Raw genomic sequence first — 17428 nt, 5'->3', positions numbered from 1 at the left:
AAGAGTGGTTGAAGCCATTCAACAATGAACTGAAATTCCCGGCGCAAACGCTTGCGCTGGGAATTTATAAATACCATGCCTTCCTAACGCTTGCTTGATAGAATGGTGCTGACCTTCATAATCAAAGCGAATCCTCAGTGAAAAAGATTGCTCTTTTCGTCGATGTCCAAAATATCTACTACACCACGCGACAAACGTATGGTCGACAATTCAATTACAGAAAACTCTGGCAAATGATCAGCGAGCAAGGTGAAATTGTCATTGCCAATGCGTATGCGATTGATCGTGGCGACGATCGGCAAATGAAGTTTCAGGCCGCTTTAAAAAAAATGGGTTTTCATGTTCGCTTAAAGCCTTACATTCAACGTGCTGATGGTTCGGCAAAAGGCGATTGGGACGTCGGTATTGCCATTGATGTGATGGAAGCAGCGAAAAACGTTGACACTGTGCTGCTGCTGTCTGGTGATGGTGACTTTGACCTGCTACTGGATAAAATCAAAGAGGTTTATGATGTTCGGGCTGAAGTTTATGGCGTATCTGCCTTAACTGCCAACTCCTTGATTCATGCGGCCAGTGCTTACCACCCCATTACTGAAGAATTTTTGTTGTAGGCGGTTGATCAATGCTCGAGATATCTAATAACGTAACTATTCCTGATCGCGAAATAGAAATGTGGGCAATACGAGCACAGGGTGCTGGTGGTCAGAATGTGAATAAGGTGTCTACTGCAATTCATTTGCGGTTTGATATTAAGCAATCTTCTTTGCCTGATTTTTATAAACAACGCCTCTTGGCAATGAAAGATCATAGAATTACGAAAGACGGTTTGATTCTCATTAAATCGCAAGAGTCGAAGAGTCAGGAATACAACAAGATGATGGCGCAGGAACGTTTAGTCGAGTTAATTAAAAAAGCGACTGCGGTTCAAAAGGCACGAAGAGAAACCAAACCTTCGCGCTCTTCTCAGCGTAAAAGAATGGATAAAAAAACTCAGCGTGGTAATACTAAAGCGCTACGCGGCAAGGTTAGTTATTAACGTCTACCGGACACCGGTTGCTTGTTTGGTCTGTTGGACGGAGTAAATGACTTTGCCGATGATTTGTTGTCGCTTCACTAAGCCCATTTTTTCGCTACTGACACTTTCAGGGTTGTCGCCGCAAAGTGTGAAGCCGTCATTGGGCTGCACACTTTGAATGCGCTTGACCAGGGTGCCATAAATCGGGTGTTTCACGATGACCAGTTGATTCGGCATGAGACGCCTAAACCAAAGGCTAGCAATCACAAAATCACCTTGATTCAGAGTAGGGAACATACTGGTTCCCTCGACTTTAAACACCCGTATCATCATTTAGCCCAGTTTTGGGTAAACAACTTGTTCAGCGGGCGGGTAAGGGCAAGTGGCTATAAAGGTATCGACACCTTTGGTTTTCCAGAAGCCTTCAGCAAATTCATTCACCAGATTTAGCAGTTCCAGGCCCAGTGACCGGTCAATATTCTGTTTACATTTCGACGCTTGTAACATGATTTTATGTGTTAACTCATGGGCATCAGGTAGCAGATCAAACTGAGGTTGCTTGTAATAATCCCCCCAAATTACTCGTATCTCGTCTTTGACTTTGGCGGCGTGCTCTTCTTTTTGCGTAACTAAACGCGTTAAAAGGGCTTGATCGCTAAGAGATAGTGTTTCTTTTTGGTCTAGCTCAGCGATGAGATCCATCATTCTGATTACTGTCAGGGCATTAATTTGCGCAACTGCAGGGTCGTATATTTTGCAAGGAATGTCACAATGTGCTGAGGCTTGGTTGAAAGGGCTCAGTTGATCGAAGCGTTTGAAAAGCGAATGAAGCATGAGTCTTCCTTAATTTGGTCTAATTGTTTTAAGTGCTAATTATTATCATTCGCATATGATGTTCAGTCAAGAATGAGTTCAAGGGATTGATGAACGTGAACTTAAAAAGGTGCACTAATATAGAGAATCACCAGACGCCGCAGACAACTGTTCCGCCAGAAATTCAATCAACAATTTAACTTTGAGTGACAGTTGTCGATTATGAGGATAGAGCGCCCAGACCGCTTCGTCCCGATTTTGGTAGGTTTCCAGTGAGGTGATCAGTTGACCGTTTTTAATAAAAGGGTTGACGTAATAATCCGGCAGCTGTGAAATTCCAATGCCCTTTAGCGTCGCATCCAAAATGGCGTGTCCGCTGTTACAACGAATATTGCCGGATACTTTGATATTTTTTTCCTGATTGTTCTGAGTAAAGCGCCAGTAATCTAATGTGCCTTTCAAACAGTTGTGTTCTTCTAACTCTGCTAATGATTCGGGCAAACCGTTTTGTTGGGCATATTCGGGACTGGCGCAGATAAACTGAACTCTGCTGTGAAGGCGCTTGGCGATCATGCTGGAATTTTCAAGTTTGCCTAGACGTATGGCTAAATCATAACCGCCTTCCGTTAGGTCGACTTTTTCGTTGGTCAAATGGGTGTTGAGTGAAAGACTTGGGTAAATATTTAAGAAATCATGCAGTAATGGTGCAATGACGGTTTCGCCGTAAGCGGCCGGGGCCGTCAGTTTGATTGTGCCACTGGGGATTTGGTGCAGTTGGGTCAGTGCGTTTTCTGCTTCCTCTAGGCCATCCAGTAATACCCGGCAGCGTTGATAATAGATTTGACCCGCTTCTGTGACAGAGACCTTCCTGGTGGTTCTGTAGAGCAGTTTGGTGGCGAGACGTTGCTCCAGGTTGCTGATTTGCCGGCTAACTTGTGCCGTGGATATGCCCAGTGTTTTTGACGCTTTGGTAAAGCTTTCAGATTCGGCCACCGCTACAAACTCGGTCACGCCTTCCCAGTGATTCATGAAGCTCTCATTATTACAAATAGGTAAAAGTGTTTTTATATTTATAGTGATTATCTTTCATTTGTAAACAAATACAATGGCTTCATCAAAGTGAATCAAATTCCATAGGTGCATTCCATGTCTCAACAAATGATTAAATCAAAAGCCGCAATTGCCTGGGGGCCAAACCAACCTTTGTCCATTGAAGAGGTGGACGTGATGCCGCCAAAACAGGGCGAAGTACTGGTGAAAGTGGTGGCCTCCGGTGTGTGTCATACGGATGCCTTTACTTTGTCAGGTGATGACCCTGAAGGTATTTTTCCGGTGATATTAGGCCATGAAGGAGGCGGTGTGGTTGTGGCAGTGGGTGAGGGGGTTACTTCTGTTTCGGTGGGTGATCACGTTATTCCTCTGTACACACCAGAATGCGGAGAGTGTAAGTTCTGTACTTCCGGTAAAACCAATTTGTGTCAGAAAATCCGGGAGACTCAGGGTAAAGGCTTAATGCCGGACGGCACCACGCGCTTTTATAAAGATGGCGAACCCATTTTTCATTATATGGGGTGTTCGACGTTTTCTGAATACACCGTATTGCCTGAAATTTCCTTGGCTAAAGTCAATAAGGCGGCGCCGTTGGAAGAAATCTGCCTTTTGGGGTGTGGCGTTACCACGGGTATGGGCGCGGTCATGAATACGGCCAAAGTGGAAGAGGGTGCAACGGTCGCTATCTTTGGTTTGGGCGGTATTGGCTTATCTGCGATCATTGGTGCTGCAATGGCCAAAGCCAGCAGAATCATTGCGATCGATATTAACGAAAGTAAATTCGATTTAGCCCGAAAGCTCGGAGCAACCGATTGCATTAACCCTAAAGAATTCGATAAGCCAATTCAGGATGTCATCGTTGAATTAACCGACGGCGGCGTGGATTATTCGTTTGAATGCATAGGTAATGTGGATGTGATGCGTTCGGCGTTGGAATGTTGCCATAAGGGCTGGGGTGAGTCGGTTGTGATCGGTGTTGCTGGTGCGGGTCAGGAAATTTCCACCCGACCGTTTCAATTGGTTACTGGCCGGGTTTGGCGGGGTTCTGCATTCGGGGGTGTGAAAGGTCGCTCTGAGTTACCGAGTTATGTAGAGCGTTATCTGGACGGCGAATTCCAGTTAAGTGACTTTATCACGCATACCATGCCGCTGGAGGATATTAACCAAGCGTTTGATTTGATGCATGAAGGTAAGAGCATACGGACAGTGATTCACTTTGAGGCTGAAGAGGTTTAGGTCTTATTGGCCGAGAGTGCGGCTTCATTGTCGATTTCGTCTTGCAGCCTTTCAATCTCGTCCAGAATACGAATGAATTTGGTGCCAAAGTCGGTGACTTTATACTCGACTCTTGGCGGCAATTCATTGTAGACAATGCGTTCAATGATCCCGAATTCGGCATTCTTTTTTAAACAGCTGTTCAGTACTTTGGTGGTTAACCCCTCTACATTCCGAACCATCTCGCCTGGGCGATTGATCCCGTTAGCCAGTAACTGGTAAACCGTAAGCGACCATTTGCAACCGTAAATGGTTTCAACCATTCTGGCTGATTGTGCTGGCGCTGTTTTTCTTGAAATTAATTTTTCGTTAGATTTCATAAAGATGTACCAAAAAGTTCCTACCTAACCAAAATGTACCTGGTTTTCATACGGTTACCTCGCTTTTAAGATTACCACATCAACTCACCAAAAGATGGTATCAAACGAAGGAGAAAGTTATGAATTTTAATCAATCAGGTGTTGCACTGATCATTGGCGGTTCCAGTGGCATGGGTTTAGAGGTTGCCAAGTTGTTAGTCAGTCATCAAGTAGACGTTGTTATTGTTGGTAACAATGAAACAAAACTTAAAGATGCCTTGGGTGTTTTGCAAGCGATGGGTAATGCAACTTCTATACAGGCCAATTTATACAGTAAAAACAGTTATCAAAAAGTTCTGGATTATATTAATGAACCTAATTCGAAGGTTGGATACTTAGTCAATGCGGCGGGTTATTTTAATCCAAAGCCTTTTATCGATCACTCAGAAGAGGACTATGAAACCTACATGGGGCTAAACAAGGCGATGTTCATTATTTCCCAGACGGTTGCAAAAAATATGATGCGCAATACCGGAGGAAGCATCGTCAATATCGGCTCTATGTGGGCGCAGCAAGCGATAAAGGCCACGCCTTCGTCGGCCTATTCCATGGCAAAAGCCGGACTTCATGCCTTAACTCAACATATGGCGATGGAGTTGGCCGATCACAAAATTCGGGTTAACGCGGTGTCTCCGGCGGTTGTTAAAACGCCGATTTATGAAGCCTTTATAGACCCGAGTGAAGTGGATGATGCATTGGAAGGGCTTAACTCGTTTCATCCGATAGGTCGTGTGGGTCGGGCAGAGGAGGTTGCAGAGACGGTCGGATTCCTGCTGTCTGATAAAACTGAGTGGGTCACTGGGGCCATTTGGGACGTAGATGGTGGTGTTATGGCGGGTAGGAATGGGTAATGTTGAATCTGAACTTTGAACAACGGGTAGTTATTGATACCGAAAGTATGGGCTGGGTTGCCAGCCCTGCACCGGGTGTTTTAAGAAAACCTTTAGCGCGATCCGATGATGAAATAGGGCATGTTACCAGTGTGGTGCAATACGCAGCGGGCTCCAGCTTTAGTGCTCATAAGCACCCAATGGGTGAAGAAATCTTCGTTTTGGATGGCGTGTTTTCAGATGAAACGGGTGATTACGGTAAAGGAACGTACCTAAGAAACCCTCCAGGTAGTTTTCATACTCCTTTCAGTAAAGAGGGGTGTGTCATTTTTGTGAAGCTGAATCAGTTTGATGTGCAGGACACCAAAGAAGTCAGGATCGACACCACGAAAGCTAACTGGTTGCCTGGCATTGGTGGTTTACAGGTCATGTCTTTGCATGCGTTCGAACATGAGCATGTGGCATTGGTTAAGTGGCCTGCAGGTGAAGTGTTCCAACCTCATCGACACTTTGGTGGTGAGGAAATACTGGTGCTGTCCGGGATGTTTCAAGATGAGCACGGAGCTTATCAGCAAGGAAGTTGGATTCGCAGCCCACATATGAGTCAACATCATCCGTTTGTGCATGAAGAAACGGTAATTCTGGTGAAAACGGGGCATTTACCGGTTTAAGTCGGTCGTGATTCGAAAAGAAAAGCTGATCAGCGATAGCCGGGTTTGACAGTAGTTCATCTGCTACCAATACTTTTATAGTTTCAAGGGAGTTTCGTTGTGGTTGTAAAGGTATGGAATATTTCATCTTTATAAATTCACCGGTGGTCAGTGTATGCCTCTTTCTTTGGGAATAAACGTAGTGTTGGGTTACTTCGTCTTTTTTTGGAGCCTGTGGTTCTCGGGCATCAGCTATGGGTTTGAAAAGGACAGGGCGATATTAGCAGCGACTCTGGATTACCCGCCTTATGAATACCTCGAAGATGGTCAGCCCAAAGGCATTGCGGTTGAAATCATCAGAGAGGCGGTAAAACGTACTGGGGTAAATGAGGTCGTCTTTGAGTTTTTTCCTTGGAAACGGGCGGTGTTTTTGGTGGAGTCCGGACAGAACGATATCTTGTTCAACGCTGGTAAAAATCAAGCCCGTCAGCAATGGGGCTACTATGTTGATTCCACCTTGATATTGCAGAAATACGTTCTTTTTAAAAAGAGGAATAAGGATATTGAGGTTAATCCAGACTTTAGCAACGTGAAAGATAAATCAATTGCAGTCAGGCTAGGTTACTTGTATGGCAGTGGCCCGTTCAGGCATGCACTGGATGAAGAGAAATTCAGTTACGTGATCCTGAGTAATTCAACGAGGCAAAGTGTTGACTTGCTGTTGGGTGACAGAGTGGATTTTTTTGTTGGTGATTACCTTCCTGTCATGCATTACATCAAAGAAAATGCGTTATACGATAGGATTGATATTGTAAAAGAATCGGTAGGTAGCAGTGATAATCTGGTCGTACTGACATGGCCAACGTATATTCTGTTTTCCAATAAGAAGGTGTCGCTAAAATATGTGCAAGAAGTGGAAGCCGTAATGAACGAAATGAAGGCCTGATAGTGTGTTTGAGAAATACGCTTATTGATGTGACTTTTTGAATGATGTCTGATTTAAAACGCCCTGATCAACCAGGGCGTTTTAATTTCTTAATGTTATTTGCTGGCGTTATTCTGCTGAATCAGCACCTTGAGTTCCTGAATCTGATCCTGAAGCTCTAATAATGTCGGTTCACCCATTTCATGTTGGTGTTCGGCATTTTCTTTTTCAAGCACGCTGACCACAATACCGATCACCATGTTCAAAAAGGCAAAGGCGGTCAGGAAGATGAAGGTCAGATAATAAATCCAACTCAGTTTATACACCGTCATAGTTTCATACATGACGTCTGTCCAGTCTTCAAATGTCATTACCCGGAACAGCGTCAGTAAAGAAATTGAAATGTCTCCCCACAGTTCTTCGTTAATGCCTGCAAACAGCGTTGAGCCTATGGCTGCATAAATGTAAAAGATGATGAACATCAATAACATAACGTAGCCGAGTTGAGGTAACGCTTTAATCAGTGAGTTTAATAAAACTCGTAATTCAGGGATGATCGAGACCATACGAAGGACACGGAAAATACGAAGTAATCGACCGACAAATGCCATTTCACTTTCTTCGATGGGGACTAAGCTTGCGAAGACGATGATGGTATCGAAAATATTCCAACCTTGTTTAAAGAAGTCTCGCTTTCGCTCTTCACCGGTAAAACGAATGATCAACTCAGCTAAAAATATCACTGTAATGAAGTGATCAAACCAGGTAATCAGGGTGAAAACGCCGGGTGGTAACTCATAAGTTTTTACACCGATTAAGATGGCGGATAAGATTATGATGCTGACAACAAAGAGTTCAAAGGCTTTGTTGCTTCTGAGTTTCATAAACGACTGTTGAAGGCTGGTCGTTTCCATATAATGGGTGTTCTCCTGAAGTTCGGTTTTAGGATCGTTTGGGTAAGACTATTTTATTAGGTTATGGTTCTGTATGAACAGTCTTAAAGTTTCTTTTATTGCGTCGATTCAACAGGTTTCAAGTTCTGACTGGGACAACCTGATGGGTAGTTACCCATTTTTAAGCTACAGATTTATTTCAATTCTTGAAAAAAGCGGTGTTACCGGCAAAGGAACGGGTTGGGTAGGCCATCATTGTTTGGTTCACAAAGGTGACGAGCTCGTTGCGATTCTGCCTTTGTATCTCAAGTTTCACAGTTATGGCGAGTACGTTTTTGATCACGCTTGGGCCGATGCCTATCAGCGATATGGTTTTGACTACTTTCCGAAGTTCGTTTCTGCCATTCCGTACACACCGATCACAGGCCCGAGACTGTGTTGTGCTGAAGGTGTTGATCAAAGTGACATCATTCCTTTGATTATCTCTGAAATTCAAAAAAGAGCCGCTGAGATTGAAGGCTCCTCATTTCATTTGTTGTTTCCGGATCAGAGATTGAGCCAATCTTTTTCGGCTTGTACCGACTTTCAGCGTAAGGCCGTTCATTTTCAATGGTTTAATCGTGACTATACGAGTTTTGATCATTTCTTAGCTGCTTTCAGTTCCCGTAAGCGTAAAAATGTACGCAAAGAGCGTAAGCGGGTGGTCGATGCAGGCATCAGTTTTGACGTGTTGACGGGCAAAGAGATCGGTTTTGAACACTGGCGAATTTTTTATAAGTTTTACGTGTTAACTTACGCCAAACGGAGTGGTCATGGCGGCTATTTGAACCAAACCTTTTTTGAGTTGTTGTCTGAACTAATGGCTGAAAGCCTGGTTTTGGTGCTGGCTAAGCGCGAAGGACGATACATTGCCGGTGCTTTGAATTTTAAAGATACGGATACACTGTATGGCAGATATTGGGGATGTATAGAGGAACACGAGTGCTTGCACTTTGAAACTTGTTATTATCAAGGCATTGAGTATTGTTTATCCCATGGTTTAGGGCGTTTTGATCCGGGTGTGCAAGGGGAACATAAAATCCAGCGCGGCTTCGAGCCAGTGTACAGTTATTCGAATCACTGGATCAGAGACGATGCTTTCAGAGTCGCCATTGAAAATGCCGTTAACGAAGAAAAACCGTACATTGAGGCGTACTTTAAAGAAACGTTAACCTTGGTGCCCTTTAAGAAAGAGGTCTAATTAACAGTGGCCATGCTTGCTAAGTTAATTAGGTTCTTGGTCATGTCTTGATTTCTCTGTTCGCCAAAGCCCAGCTTCTTCGCCCAGTCATGACCAATGATAAAGCACATGAGCATGTAACCTACACGATCAGGCTCGTTAAGGCCCCCTTGTCGTAGCATGCCTACAATGGTGTTGTGAAATTCGTGGTAGACGTCTGACATTTTTTGAAAAACACTGTCCTGATGCCCCCCTTGGCCAATGAGAGCAAAAAACACTTCGTTTTGCCGGCTGATTCTATGAAACTTCTCTGAGCATACAAACTCGATTAAGCTTTCAAGGTTTGGCTGCTCATGGCTTGCTACAAAGTCATCCAAAGCTTCTTGGTAACGCTGCATTACACGATTCAGAAGGGCATCCAGCATTTCTTCACTACCAGCGAAATAATGATGAATCATTGGCTGATTCATGTCGGCTTCTTGAGCTATCTTTCGTTGAGACGCTTTTGCGAAACCATCTTTTAGAATAATTCGCTCAAATGCATCCAAAATTTGATGGCGTTTTTCTTCGCTTTTATTAGGACGACCCATAAATACGTTGTTTTCCGGCTGCTTAGATAAAGTTTTCGTAACTGAAGTTGTGAATTATATCCTTATGGGGGCATATTTCTCTATATGTCTTTTTTTTATCGATCGATTGATTTAGTATTTACTTCTACAAAAATAAAAATGAAGAGGAATGCCAATGAAGATTGTAAAAGCAGGATTGATAATTTCCGGAGTTGCGGTTCTGGTGCTTGGTTTGGTTGCTGCGCTGAATTGGCAGCGAGTTATGCAACTATACAGCGCAATAACTTTGTTTGATGAAGAGTACATCGTAGAGAATTTTGTTCATATGGATAAGCTGTTTCCAACGGCTGAAGTCATCAGTTCATCAGAGCCTTTTGTGTTTCAGAAAAATGAAAAAATGTTGCCAGAATTTTTTAAATACAATGGCAAACAAGCCTATCTTTCCGAATTTTTAGATCGCAGCCAAACGACCGCTTTATTAGTGTTGCACGGTGATGAAGTCACCCATGAATCCTATTACAAAGGCACTACTGAAAAAGACCTGCGTATTTCATGGTCGGTGGCTAAGTCGTTTTTGTCTGCCATGTTTGGCGTTGCAGTAGATCAAGGGCATATCAAAGATTTAAATCAACCCGTCACCGATTATGTGCCGGAGCTGGTGGGCAGCGGTTATGATGGGGTGTCGATTAAAAATGTTCTTCAGATGTCCAGCGGTGTGAAGTTTGATGAGGACTATCAGGATTTTAATTCGGACATCAATCGCTTTGGTCGGCTAATGGCGTTAGGGGGTTCCTATGATGAGTTTGCGGCCAGCTTGGTGAAAGAGCGAGAGCAGGGCACGTACCTACATTACGTCAGTATTGATACCCACGTGCTGGGTATGGTGCTTCGTAAGGCCACAGGTCAAAGTATTCTTGAATACTTTAACGAGCATTTGTGGTCCAGAATACAGCCAGAAGGCAATACATTTTATATCACTGATTTTCAAGGTGAGCCCTTGGTTTTGGGTGGCCTGAACATGAGGACTAGGGACTTTGCGAAGTTTGGTAAGTTGTATCTGGATAACGGTCGCTGGAAAGGCCAGCAAGTGGTTCCGGAAGATTGGGTGAAGCGCTCGGTTACGCCTGACGCCCCTCATTTAATACCGGGCAAACGTGATACCTCTGACATGGCTTTGGGTTATGGTTACCAGTGGTGGATTCCTGAAAACTCAGATCAAGAGTTCATGGCCATAGGTGTTTACGATCAGTTTATTTATGTGAACCAGAAAGCGAATGTGGTTGTGGTTAAGAACTCTGCAAACAGAAAGTTTATGGATAATGGTTTTGAATCTGCGCTGGAGTCCATTGCGGCATTCAGAGCAATAGCCAAATCTTTGGCAGACAATAAGACCAACACAAGCAACCTGGCTGCTATTGATTAATCATTATTTGTTTCGATGATCAGCGGATAAAGGCCATTACCGAATACAAAGTGAAGTAATGGCTTTATTCAGAATCAGTTAAGTACGTTGTAGCCTCGGCTGACTAAACAATTCCGAACTACACGGTTCTTTTCTTGTTGCGCCTGAGCACCGCCGCCTGCACCAGAGATGATACCGCCTGCCGCAGCACTGTTGATGATTGACTGGGTGTCTCCAAAAATAAGCCCGACTACGCCACCGACAATGGCGCCAACACCTGCGCTGGACGCTACCTGTCCGCTGGTGTCGACTTGATCTGCAAATTTAGCACATTCATTTAGATCGCTTTCATACGCAGTTTGGTCGATATTTTTATCATCAATGATGATGTTGCCGCCTGGCTTAGATGAACAGCCGACAATAAGCGTAACAGCACAGAGTAGTGAGAGTTTTTTCATAATCTTGTGTTCCGGATTCATGATAAATCCACTTGGTCGTATAGGTTGCTGCCATAATGACTAAAACGGCCGGTATTAGTCAATTCAACTGGGTGAACCAATTCTCATCTTGAAAAACCTTCCGGATGAAAGGCTAACTCTCATAGATAAGTAGTAATTTCTTTCGTTAGCGATTGTGACCTGATTAAATGGTTTATTTGAGAACGCAGAAAGAGGGCGTGCACATCGCCCTCATACTGAAGGATTAGTTTGAGCTTACCTGAACAAGAATATTGGCCAACTCTTTACTTTGGGTCAGCATTGGCAGATGGCCACTGTTGATGGTGAAGGTGGACTTGAGCTTTAAACTGTCTGCAATTTTGTTTTGAGACTCGATGGAAATAATTTGATCCCGTTTGGCGAACACATAATGTTTTTCAATATCATCAAACCGCTGTTGGTTCAGTTTTATCTTACTTCCTCCCACAGGCGCTGGCTCTGCCACAGCTGAGTTAATAAGCCATTTACGCTGCTCACCAGAGGCATCCTGGGCAAAGTTATTTGCAAATTTTTCGGAGTCACTGATTTCTAACAGCTCCATTTGCTCATTAAAACGAATGCCCTGGAAATAATGCTCTTCATCGGCTTTTGATAATTTGGCAAAAACGTCTTCACCGTCTAATGGCGCGACTGAAGTTACATAGACAATCTTCTCGATGTTTTCCTTGGGGCAGATGTTCAATGCTGCGTTTACAATGGCACCGCCCTGACTGTGAGCAACCAAAACTTTATCACCTGAAATCTGGCCAAGAGACTGGCATAAAGAGCCTGCAGACAGTTCCATGCTGACTTGGTTAGGAATGATCTTGTCATTTCTTCCGGGCAGGTTAACCGCCACACTTGGATACGTATCTTTCAGCTCTGTTTGAACCTGTTGCCAAGAGCTTGCAGTAAAATGAGCGCCATGTACAAACACTAGCGTTGGTTTTTCTTGCGTTTGAGCCCCAAAGCTGGCGGTTGTGCTGGCTAACAAACAGCTCATAACGCCAAGTTTTTTGATTGTTTTGAGGGTAAAGGTTTCACTGTTGTTCATGGGATTATCCTTTTCGGTTTTGATTAAATGAACGATTTTTGTTGAGCGCAGCTTGGCGAGATCATCAAAAGTCGACAACCCAAATCGGGTAAAATCGGTTGAACATCGAATCAAAAAGAAGTCAAAACGGATCAAATTTATTCCAAATTCCTTTTAAATCAATCTCTTATTGATTACTGTGTGCATGGCTTCAAGCGAAGGACTTTAAGGGAAGAATTTTGCAAAACTCGAACACATATACATTCAATGATTTTCAGTTTGATACACAAACGGGCGAGTTAACCCGAGCAGGTGCCGACGAATCAGTATTTCTTCGTGAGAAGTTACGACAGTTGCTCCGTTTTTTTGTTGAAAATCAGAAACGGGTGATTCCAAAAGAAGAACTTCTTGATGCACTTTGGGAGCACGGGAAGTTCCGAGAAAAGTCTTTATCGCAAAGTATTTTGGAGTTACGAAAAGCCTTAGGTGATTCATCTTCTGCACCTCAATATATACGGACGATTCCCAACCAAGGGTATCAATGGGTATGTGACAACACCGCTCAAATTCCGCCAGATACGCCCTTAGTTTGCGAACCAGAAAAAGTGAAACCAAACAAAAGCAGGGTGGTTATTGCTGTCTCTGTTTTATTTGTGTTGTCGCTTTTAGTTTTTGTATTCGCTGTTCAACAAACAACGCCTGGGACGCAGATTACTAATGACCGAATGAAAGTGTTGATTTTACCTTTCAAAAATGGAACGCATACCACTTCAATGAATTGGGTTGAGTATGGCTTGAGTGACATGATGGCGGGGGATTTTTTATCAATTGAAGGGGTTAAAACTACGCCTCCAACACAAGTTCCGTATTTGTTCTCAGATCTTGATCTGGATGCCGTCTTAGCGACAGGCGATTATTCGAAGCTGTTTCTCATAAGTGACTTTGATGTAATTATCGCCGGAGAGGTTGAGTTGACGCCTCAGCATCAGGTGCTTAATTATCAACTGGTTTACCAAGAAGGGGAGATAAAAAAAGGCCGTTTCGAACGCAGCGATTTGGCCGTTGTTATGCCGGATTTAGTCAGCGCTTTGTACCAACAAATACATCCGAAAAAGCAACAGGTTGCGCTGCCGCCGTATAACTATGTCCCCAGTGCCATGCACGAATATGCAAGAGGTATTCAGTCGTTGCAAAATAAAGGCTCCGTATTGGCTCAACACTACTTTGCGGCATCGGTTCAGATTGATCCAACCCATCTATGGTCTAAAGCTTATTTAGGCGTATGCCAGCTCTATCTTGGTGAATGGACAACCGCTAAGACAACTTTTAAGAGCATACTTGGTGTTGAAGATCCTTCTTTGTTGGCATTCAGCCATTATTGGCTTGCTGTTTTGAGCTTTCGGGAAGGGTTACTGGAAGACGCGCTTGTTCAACTTGAGCAGAGTATATCCCAGCTCCAGCACACCTCAAATACGGTGTTATTCGACGATATCAATAACCTCAAATTACAAATTCATAACATACAAATCGCCAGCCAATCGGATGACGCCGATGCGGTTACAAGTTTGTTGCTCAGTGATAATACCAATACAAGGCACCAGAAGGACCCATCTCATGAACTAATTAAATTAAGTGCGGATGAGAGCTTAAAGGTGGCCTCATTAGAGCGCATTACTCGCCAAGGATACTTACCTTTGCTCTCATCTGTCCTGTTACAAAAGGGCGGAGACGTCCAGCTGAACCTCAATGAACGAGACAATTACTATGCGCGTGCCATTGAAATTCTGAAGCAACTGAACCAACCTTATGAACTCAGTATCGCCTGGATGCTGAGGGCGGAACTCCATAAGACGCATGATTCCGAACGCGCCCATCGCTACCTGGCGAAAGCTAAAATTCTTGCCTCAGAACTGAATGCCGGTTTACTGCAAGAACAAATACGCTTGTGGCACTGAAAACGGAATGAATAGTTGGATTAATACATTAGGCCAGTTCAGCACGTAACCACGAGGAAACCTCTCTTGCCAGAACTAAAAACCATCGCGTTGTTCTTTGTCACTGCAATTGCCGAAATACTTGGGTGTTATCTGCCTTACCTTTGGCTGCGGGAAGATAAGTCTGTCTGGCTGCTGATTCCGGGTGCATTGAGTTTGATGGCATTTGCCTGGTTGCTTTCCTTGCACCCTACGGCGGCAGGGCGAGTGTATGCCGCTTACGGCGGCGTTTACATTTTCGTTGCCATAATGTGGCTTTGGGCTGTGGATGGCATTCGACCGACAACATGGGATCTTGTTGGGTCTTCGGTGGCACTTCTTGGGATGGCGATCATTATGTTTGGGCCGAGAGGGGCGTAGCCGTAGGCCCGAAAAAGTAATTTCGAATTCTAAAAATGGCTATTCAGTCTAATTCAGTACCCCGGTGGTCTATGATCATGAAAAGCCTTTAATTTAAACAGAGAATCTACTGTGATTTATCGATTTTTATCCAAACTTGCGACGCTCGAACGGTTAGAAGCCTTCCCGGTGCCAATACCCGGTAAGCACAAAGAAATTCGTGCCGGGGTCGGTATTGTTCATTATGAAAAAAAGATGACGCAAATAGCAATGTCCCCTGAAATAGAAGGGGTTAGCTGTTATCAGGCGCCGAGATTTGATACCCGACCAACCGGGCTGTGTTTACGGTTTCATGAAGGTAAAGAAACGGAAGTATTACCCGATATTTGGGGTGCCGAGTGCGAATTATTTATCTCTGAAAAGGTAAAAAAAGTCATTGAATCCATCGATGACTTTGAGCATGAATACATTCCCATTCAATGGATAGATCACAATGAACAACCTTTAGAAACAGAGCAGGCGTATTACTGGTTGAATTTACGGCGCTTTCTATCCATTACTCCTTCGGTACGAACAGCAAAAGCAGAAGAGTTAGGCTATTTCCCGCTGGATGTATCAGAAGATTTTATAGCACGAGTTAAAGATACGCCAAAGCTGCAAACAGAGCTTGAACAAGTACCAATCTGGAGACATGTGAGACAAGGCATCGAATGGCGAGAGCATGGCATCAGATACAGAGCCATTGTCTATTTTAATCAAGAGTTAGTTGATGCTTTAAGGGCTGAAAAGGTGATTGGGATGGATTTATTCAGCCAGAAATACGGTTTAGGGGAGGAGTCTTTATGCGAACTATAGACATTACAAAGGAAGCTTCGGTTAGGAATCTGTTTTTTTACACTCTTTCTTTAAAGGTGGTAGTTGGATGATTTATCGACTTGAACGGCCTTACGGACAGGATGGTGTCTCATACAGTTATGACTTAAAGGCAGGGCCGTATTGGTTTCCTGGTACAAGAATACCTACCCCAGAATATGAAGATCATTTTGAAGAGATTAAATTATCTGGTGATTGGCCTTTAAGTCGTGTTTTTAAGGCACCAATCCTCCCTGAATGGCGCCTTAATATTAATACAGTTATCGATGTGAGCGAAATAGATAAAAAAAGCTTGAAATTACAAGATATTATGGCTTCAGGGAAGATATATGTTTCTGAAAAAGCGAAGTCAGTCATTCAAAGTATTGATCCTTTTGGTCACCAATTTTGGCCAGTAGAGCTAGTGGATGAACAAGGCCAACGTTTGAACGAAGAGCCTTACTACCTTATGAATATGCGACGATATGTGATGATCGAGCCGAATGGGAAGCCATTGCAAAGGCTGGATTTTTCACCTGCCACAGGTGAAATGGAAGCAGACGTTTTACCAACGATACAACATCAGCTAGAAGTAAGAAAAAATATAGAAACATTGCCTATGTGGCGTTATATAACACCCCTCAAGCAAATAGCGATCCACGTTCTTTATTTTAATGAAGTGTTGATGGACGCGTTTAAAAAAGCGGGCGTAACGGGAATAGAAGAGTATACAGAATATGCAGGTAAAGACGGTGAAGTTGTAGGGCATGTCTAATGTAAGCTCAAAATTAATATCTAAGTTAGTAGAAATAAGCCCGATATCTTGCAGAAGATATCGGGCTTATTTGTAGATTGTAAAGTTAGTATTTCGGACTCGTTTGTTGTGTTACTATCTTGATCTTTTATAGGTTATATCTCGGTAAATCAACGTGTTAGCTCATCTTAAAGTTGTTTTTGTTCTATTTGTCATATTTTTGTCGATTCACGCCAAGGCGGTGGAGCCCATAAAGATCTCTACCAGTAATGTCATGCCTTGGGGAATAGAGAAAAAGAGTGGTTTGCATGAAGGTTTGTTGGTCAATTTTGCGTACAGCCTTGCAACTAAACTCGATCGGAAGATTGATAACCGAATGCGGCCATACCCCAGAGTCATTATGGATATTTCCCTTGGGAAATGTGATCTTGCTGTTATGTACAAAGGGGCGAAGTCAGAAGGTATCGCGCAGTCGTTGGGTACCGTTGTTCAGGCGGATATCATTGCGGTGTCTTTAAGCGATCATAAGCCCATTAAAGATATTTCAGAATTAGCGGGTGAGCGGGTGGCCCATGTCAGAGGGTCTGTTTATGGTCCTTCATTTGATGATAATGAGCAGATCATTAAAGTCCCGGTGAAAGATATGAATCAGGGATTAAGAATGTTGTTGAAGGGGCATGTTGCGGCGTTGGTCAGTGCTGATCAGTCCATATTTTATGGCATAGATACTATGTCTATAGATCCTTTACGTTTAAAACGATTAACCACTTTATCTACGGCCACCGCTGATTTGTACCTTTCTAAGCAATCCCCGCTGAAAGGTGAGGCAGAGAAAATCCGAAGGGCGCTTGAACAAATGAAGGCCGAAGGTGTGTTAAATGAAATATTTTACAGCCGTGACTATCTGAGTGGGGAAGTTTTAAAGCATGACAGCCACTCTTCTTTCGACATCAAACAAGTACTGTATGCCACTCGATAGC

At 43.6% G+C, this 17428-nt stretch carries 21 protein-coding genes; 13 read left to right on the top strand and 8 right to left on the bottom strand.

Annotated features, from left to right (window positions below):
• Positions 1-137: 137 nt before the first annotated feature.
• The gene (locus ABD744_RS08450) at positions 138-611 is read left to right on the top strand and encodes an NYN domain-containing protein (RefSeq protein WP_344797410.1); all 474 of its coding nucleotides are present in this window, start codon (positions 138-140) and stop codon (positions 609-611) included.
• Positions 612-622: 11 nt separating this feature from the next.
• Positions 623-1036 carry an alternative ribosome rescue aminoacyl-tRNA hydrolase ArfB gene (gene arfB / locus ABD744_RS08445; protein WP_344797408.1) on the top strand — a complete coding sequence of 138 codons (414 nt, stop codon included), beginning with the start codon at positions 623-625 and terminating at the stop codon, positions 1034-1036.
• A gap of 3 nt (positions 1037-1039) precedes the next feature.
• Here arfB and sodX read toward each other — a convergent pair whose 3' ends face one another.
• From sodX to ABD744_RS08430, 3 genes are all read right to left on the bottom strand, one after another.
• A complete protein-coding gene (gene sodX, locus ABD744_RS08440) occupies positions 1040-1345 on the bottom strand; it encodes a nickel-type superoxide dismutase maturation protease (RefSeq protein ID WP_344797406.1) in 306 nt (101 codons plus the stop codon).
• 3 nt (positions 1346-1348) lie between these two features.
• On the bottom strand, positions 1349-1849 hold the full coding sequence (gene sodN / locus ABD744_RS08435; RefSeq protein ID WP_344797404.1) for a superoxide dismutase, Ni: 501 nt from the start codon (positions 1847-1849) through the stop codon (positions 1349-1351).
• Between the two features lie 114 nt (positions 1850-1963).
• Positions 1964-2857 (bottom strand): LysR family transcriptional regulator, encoded by an 894-nt coding sequence (locus tag ABD744_RS08430; RefSeq protein ID WP_344797402.1) that lies wholly within the window; start codon positions 2855-2857, stop codon positions 1964-1966.
• Between the two features lie 117 nt (positions 2858-2974).
• On the opposite strand from ABD744_RS08430, the gene ABD744_RS08425 reads away from it, so the two are divergent.
• Positions 2975-4114, top strand: coding sequence for an S-(hydroxymethyl)glutathione dehydrogenase/class III alcohol dehydrogenase (locus ABD744_RS08425; protein WP_344797400.1), 1140 nt, complete (start codon positions 2975-2977; stop codon positions 4112-4114).
• Here the strand turns inward: ABD744_RS08425 and ABD744_RS08420 are convergent.
• A complete protein-coding gene (locus tag ABD744_RS08420; RefSeq protein WP_344797398.1) occupies positions 4111-4473 on the bottom strand; it encodes a winged helix-turn-helix transcriptional regulator in 363 nt (120 codons plus the stop codon). The genes ABD744_RS08425 and ABD744_RS08420 overlap by 4 nt on opposite strands.
• 119 nt (positions 4474-4592) lie before the next feature.
• Between ABD744_RS08420 and ABD744_RS08415 the strand changes: the two genes are divergently transcribed.
• The 3 genes from ABD744_RS08415 (at position 4593) to ABD744_RS08405 (ending at position 6938) form a co-directional block, all read left to right on the top strand.
• Positions 4593-5363 (top strand): SDR family NAD(P)-dependent oxidoreductase, encoded by a 771-nt coding sequence (locus ABD744_RS08415; RefSeq protein ID WP_344797396.1) that lies wholly within the window; start codon positions 4593-4595, stop codon positions 5361-5363.
• Positions 5363-6013 carry a cupin domain-containing protein gene (locus tag ABD744_RS08410; RefSeq protein ID WP_344797394.1) on the top strand — a complete coding sequence of 217 codons (651 nt, stop codon included), beginning with the start codon at positions 5363-5365 and terminating at the stop codon, positions 6011-6013. The genes ABD744_RS08415 and ABD744_RS08410 overlap by 1 nt, the downstream gene beginning before the upstream one ends.
• 154 nt (positions 6014-6167) lie before the next feature.
• The gene (locus tag ABD744_RS08405; RefSeq protein ID WP_344797392.1) at positions 6168-6938 is read left to right on the top strand and encodes a substrate-binding periplasmic protein; all 771 of its coding nucleotides are present in this window, start codon (positions 6168-6170) and stop codon (positions 6936-6938) included.
• Positions 6939-7033: 95 nt separating this feature from the next.
• On the opposite strand, the gene ABD744_RS08400 is transcribed toward ABD744_RS08405, so the two are convergent.
• On the bottom strand, positions 7034-7831 hold the full coding sequence (locus tag ABD744_RS08400) for an ion transporter (protein WP_344797390.1): 798 nt from the start codon (positions 7829-7831) through the stop codon (positions 7034-7036).
• Between the two features lie 73 nt (positions 7832-7904).
• Here ABD744_RS08400 and ABD744_RS08395 point away from each other — a divergent pair, with 73 nt between their 5' ends.
• Positions 7905-9050, top strand: a complete 1146-nt coding sequence (locus ABD744_RS08395) for a GNAT family N-acetyltransferase (RefSeq protein WP_344797388.1) — start codon at positions 7905-7907, stop codon at positions 9048-9050.
• Here ABD744_RS08395 and ABD744_RS08390 read toward each other — a convergent pair.
• Positions 9047-9619 carry a TetR/AcrR family transcriptional regulator gene (locus tag ABD744_RS08390; RefSeq protein ID WP_344797386.1) on the bottom strand — a complete coding sequence of 191 codons (573 nt, stop codon included), beginning with the start codon at positions 9617-9619 and terminating at the stop codon, positions 9047-9049. The two genes, ABD744_RS08395 and ABD744_RS08390, sit on opposite strands and share 4 nt — an antisense overlap.
• 154 nt (positions 9620-9773) lie before the next feature.
• On the opposite strand from ABD744_RS08390, the gene ABD744_RS08385 reads away from it, so the two are divergent.
• Positions 9774-11021: a serine hydrolase domain-containing protein gene (locus ABD744_RS08385; protein WP_344797384.1), complete on the top strand. Its 1248-nt coding sequence runs from the start codon at positions 9774-9776 to the stop codon at positions 11019-11021.
• 74 nt (positions 11022-11095) lie between these two features.
• Here ABD744_RS08385 and ABD744_RS08380 read toward each other — a convergent pair whose 3' ends face one another.
• Together ABD744_RS08380 and ABD744_RS08375 are read right to left on the bottom strand one after the other, a co-directional pair.
• A complete protein-coding gene (locus tag ABD744_RS08380) occupies positions 11096-11458 on the bottom strand; it encodes a glycine zipper family protein (protein ID WP_344797382.1) in 363 nt (120 codons plus the stop codon).
• A 244-nt stretch (positions 11459-11702) separates the two neighbouring features.
• Entirely contained in the window at positions 11703-12530 is an 828-nt protein-coding gene (locus tag ABD744_RS08375) for an alpha/beta fold hydrolase (RefSeq protein ID WP_344797380.1), read from the bottom strand.
• A 218-nt stretch (positions 12531-12748) separates the two neighbouring features.
• On the opposite strand from ABD744_RS08375, the gene ABD744_RS08370 reads away from it, so the two are divergent.
• The 5 genes from ABD744_RS08370 to ABD744_RS08350 all read left to right on the top strand — a co-directional run bounded on the left by ABD744_RS08370 (position 12749) and on the right by ABD744_RS08350 (position 17427).
• Positions 12749-14464, top strand: a complete 1716-nt coding sequence (locus ABD744_RS08370; protein WP_344797378.1) for a winged helix-turn-helix domain-containing protein — start codon at positions 12749-12751, stop codon at positions 14462-14464.
• Positions 14465-14530: 66 nt separating this feature from the next.
• Positions 14531-14863, top strand: coding sequence for a YnfA family protein (locus tag ABD744_RS08365; protein ID WP_344797376.1), 333 nt, complete (start codon positions 14531-14533; stop codon positions 14861-14863).
• Positions 14864-14974: 111 nt separating this feature from the next.
• On the top strand, positions 14975-15697 hold the full coding sequence (locus ABD744_RS08360) for an imm11 family protein (RefSeq protein ID WP_344797374.1): 723 nt from the start codon (positions 14975-14977) through the stop codon (positions 15695-15697).
• 67 nt (positions 15698-15764) lie between these two features.
• Positions 15765-16469, top strand: a complete 705-nt coding sequence (locus ABD744_RS08355; RefSeq protein WP_344797372.1) for an imm11 family protein — start codon at positions 15765-15767, stop codon at positions 16467-16469.
• 154 nt (positions 16470-16623) lie between these two features.
• Positions 16624-17427 carry a substrate-binding periplasmic protein gene (locus tag ABD744_RS08350; protein ID WP_344797370.1) on the top strand — a complete coding sequence of 268 codons (804 nt, stop codon included), beginning with the start codon at positions 16624-16626 and terminating at the stop codon, positions 17425-17427.
• Position 17428 lies beyond the last annotated feature (1 nt).

Origin of the sequence: Litoribacillus peritrichatus (genome assembly GCF_039537985.1) — a bacterium.
GTDB lineage: Bacteria > Pseudomonadota > Gammaproteobacteria > Pseudomonadales > Litoribrevibacteraceae > Litoribacillus > Litoribacillus peritrichatus.
This window is presented reverse-complemented; position numbering and strand designations above follow the sequence as displayed.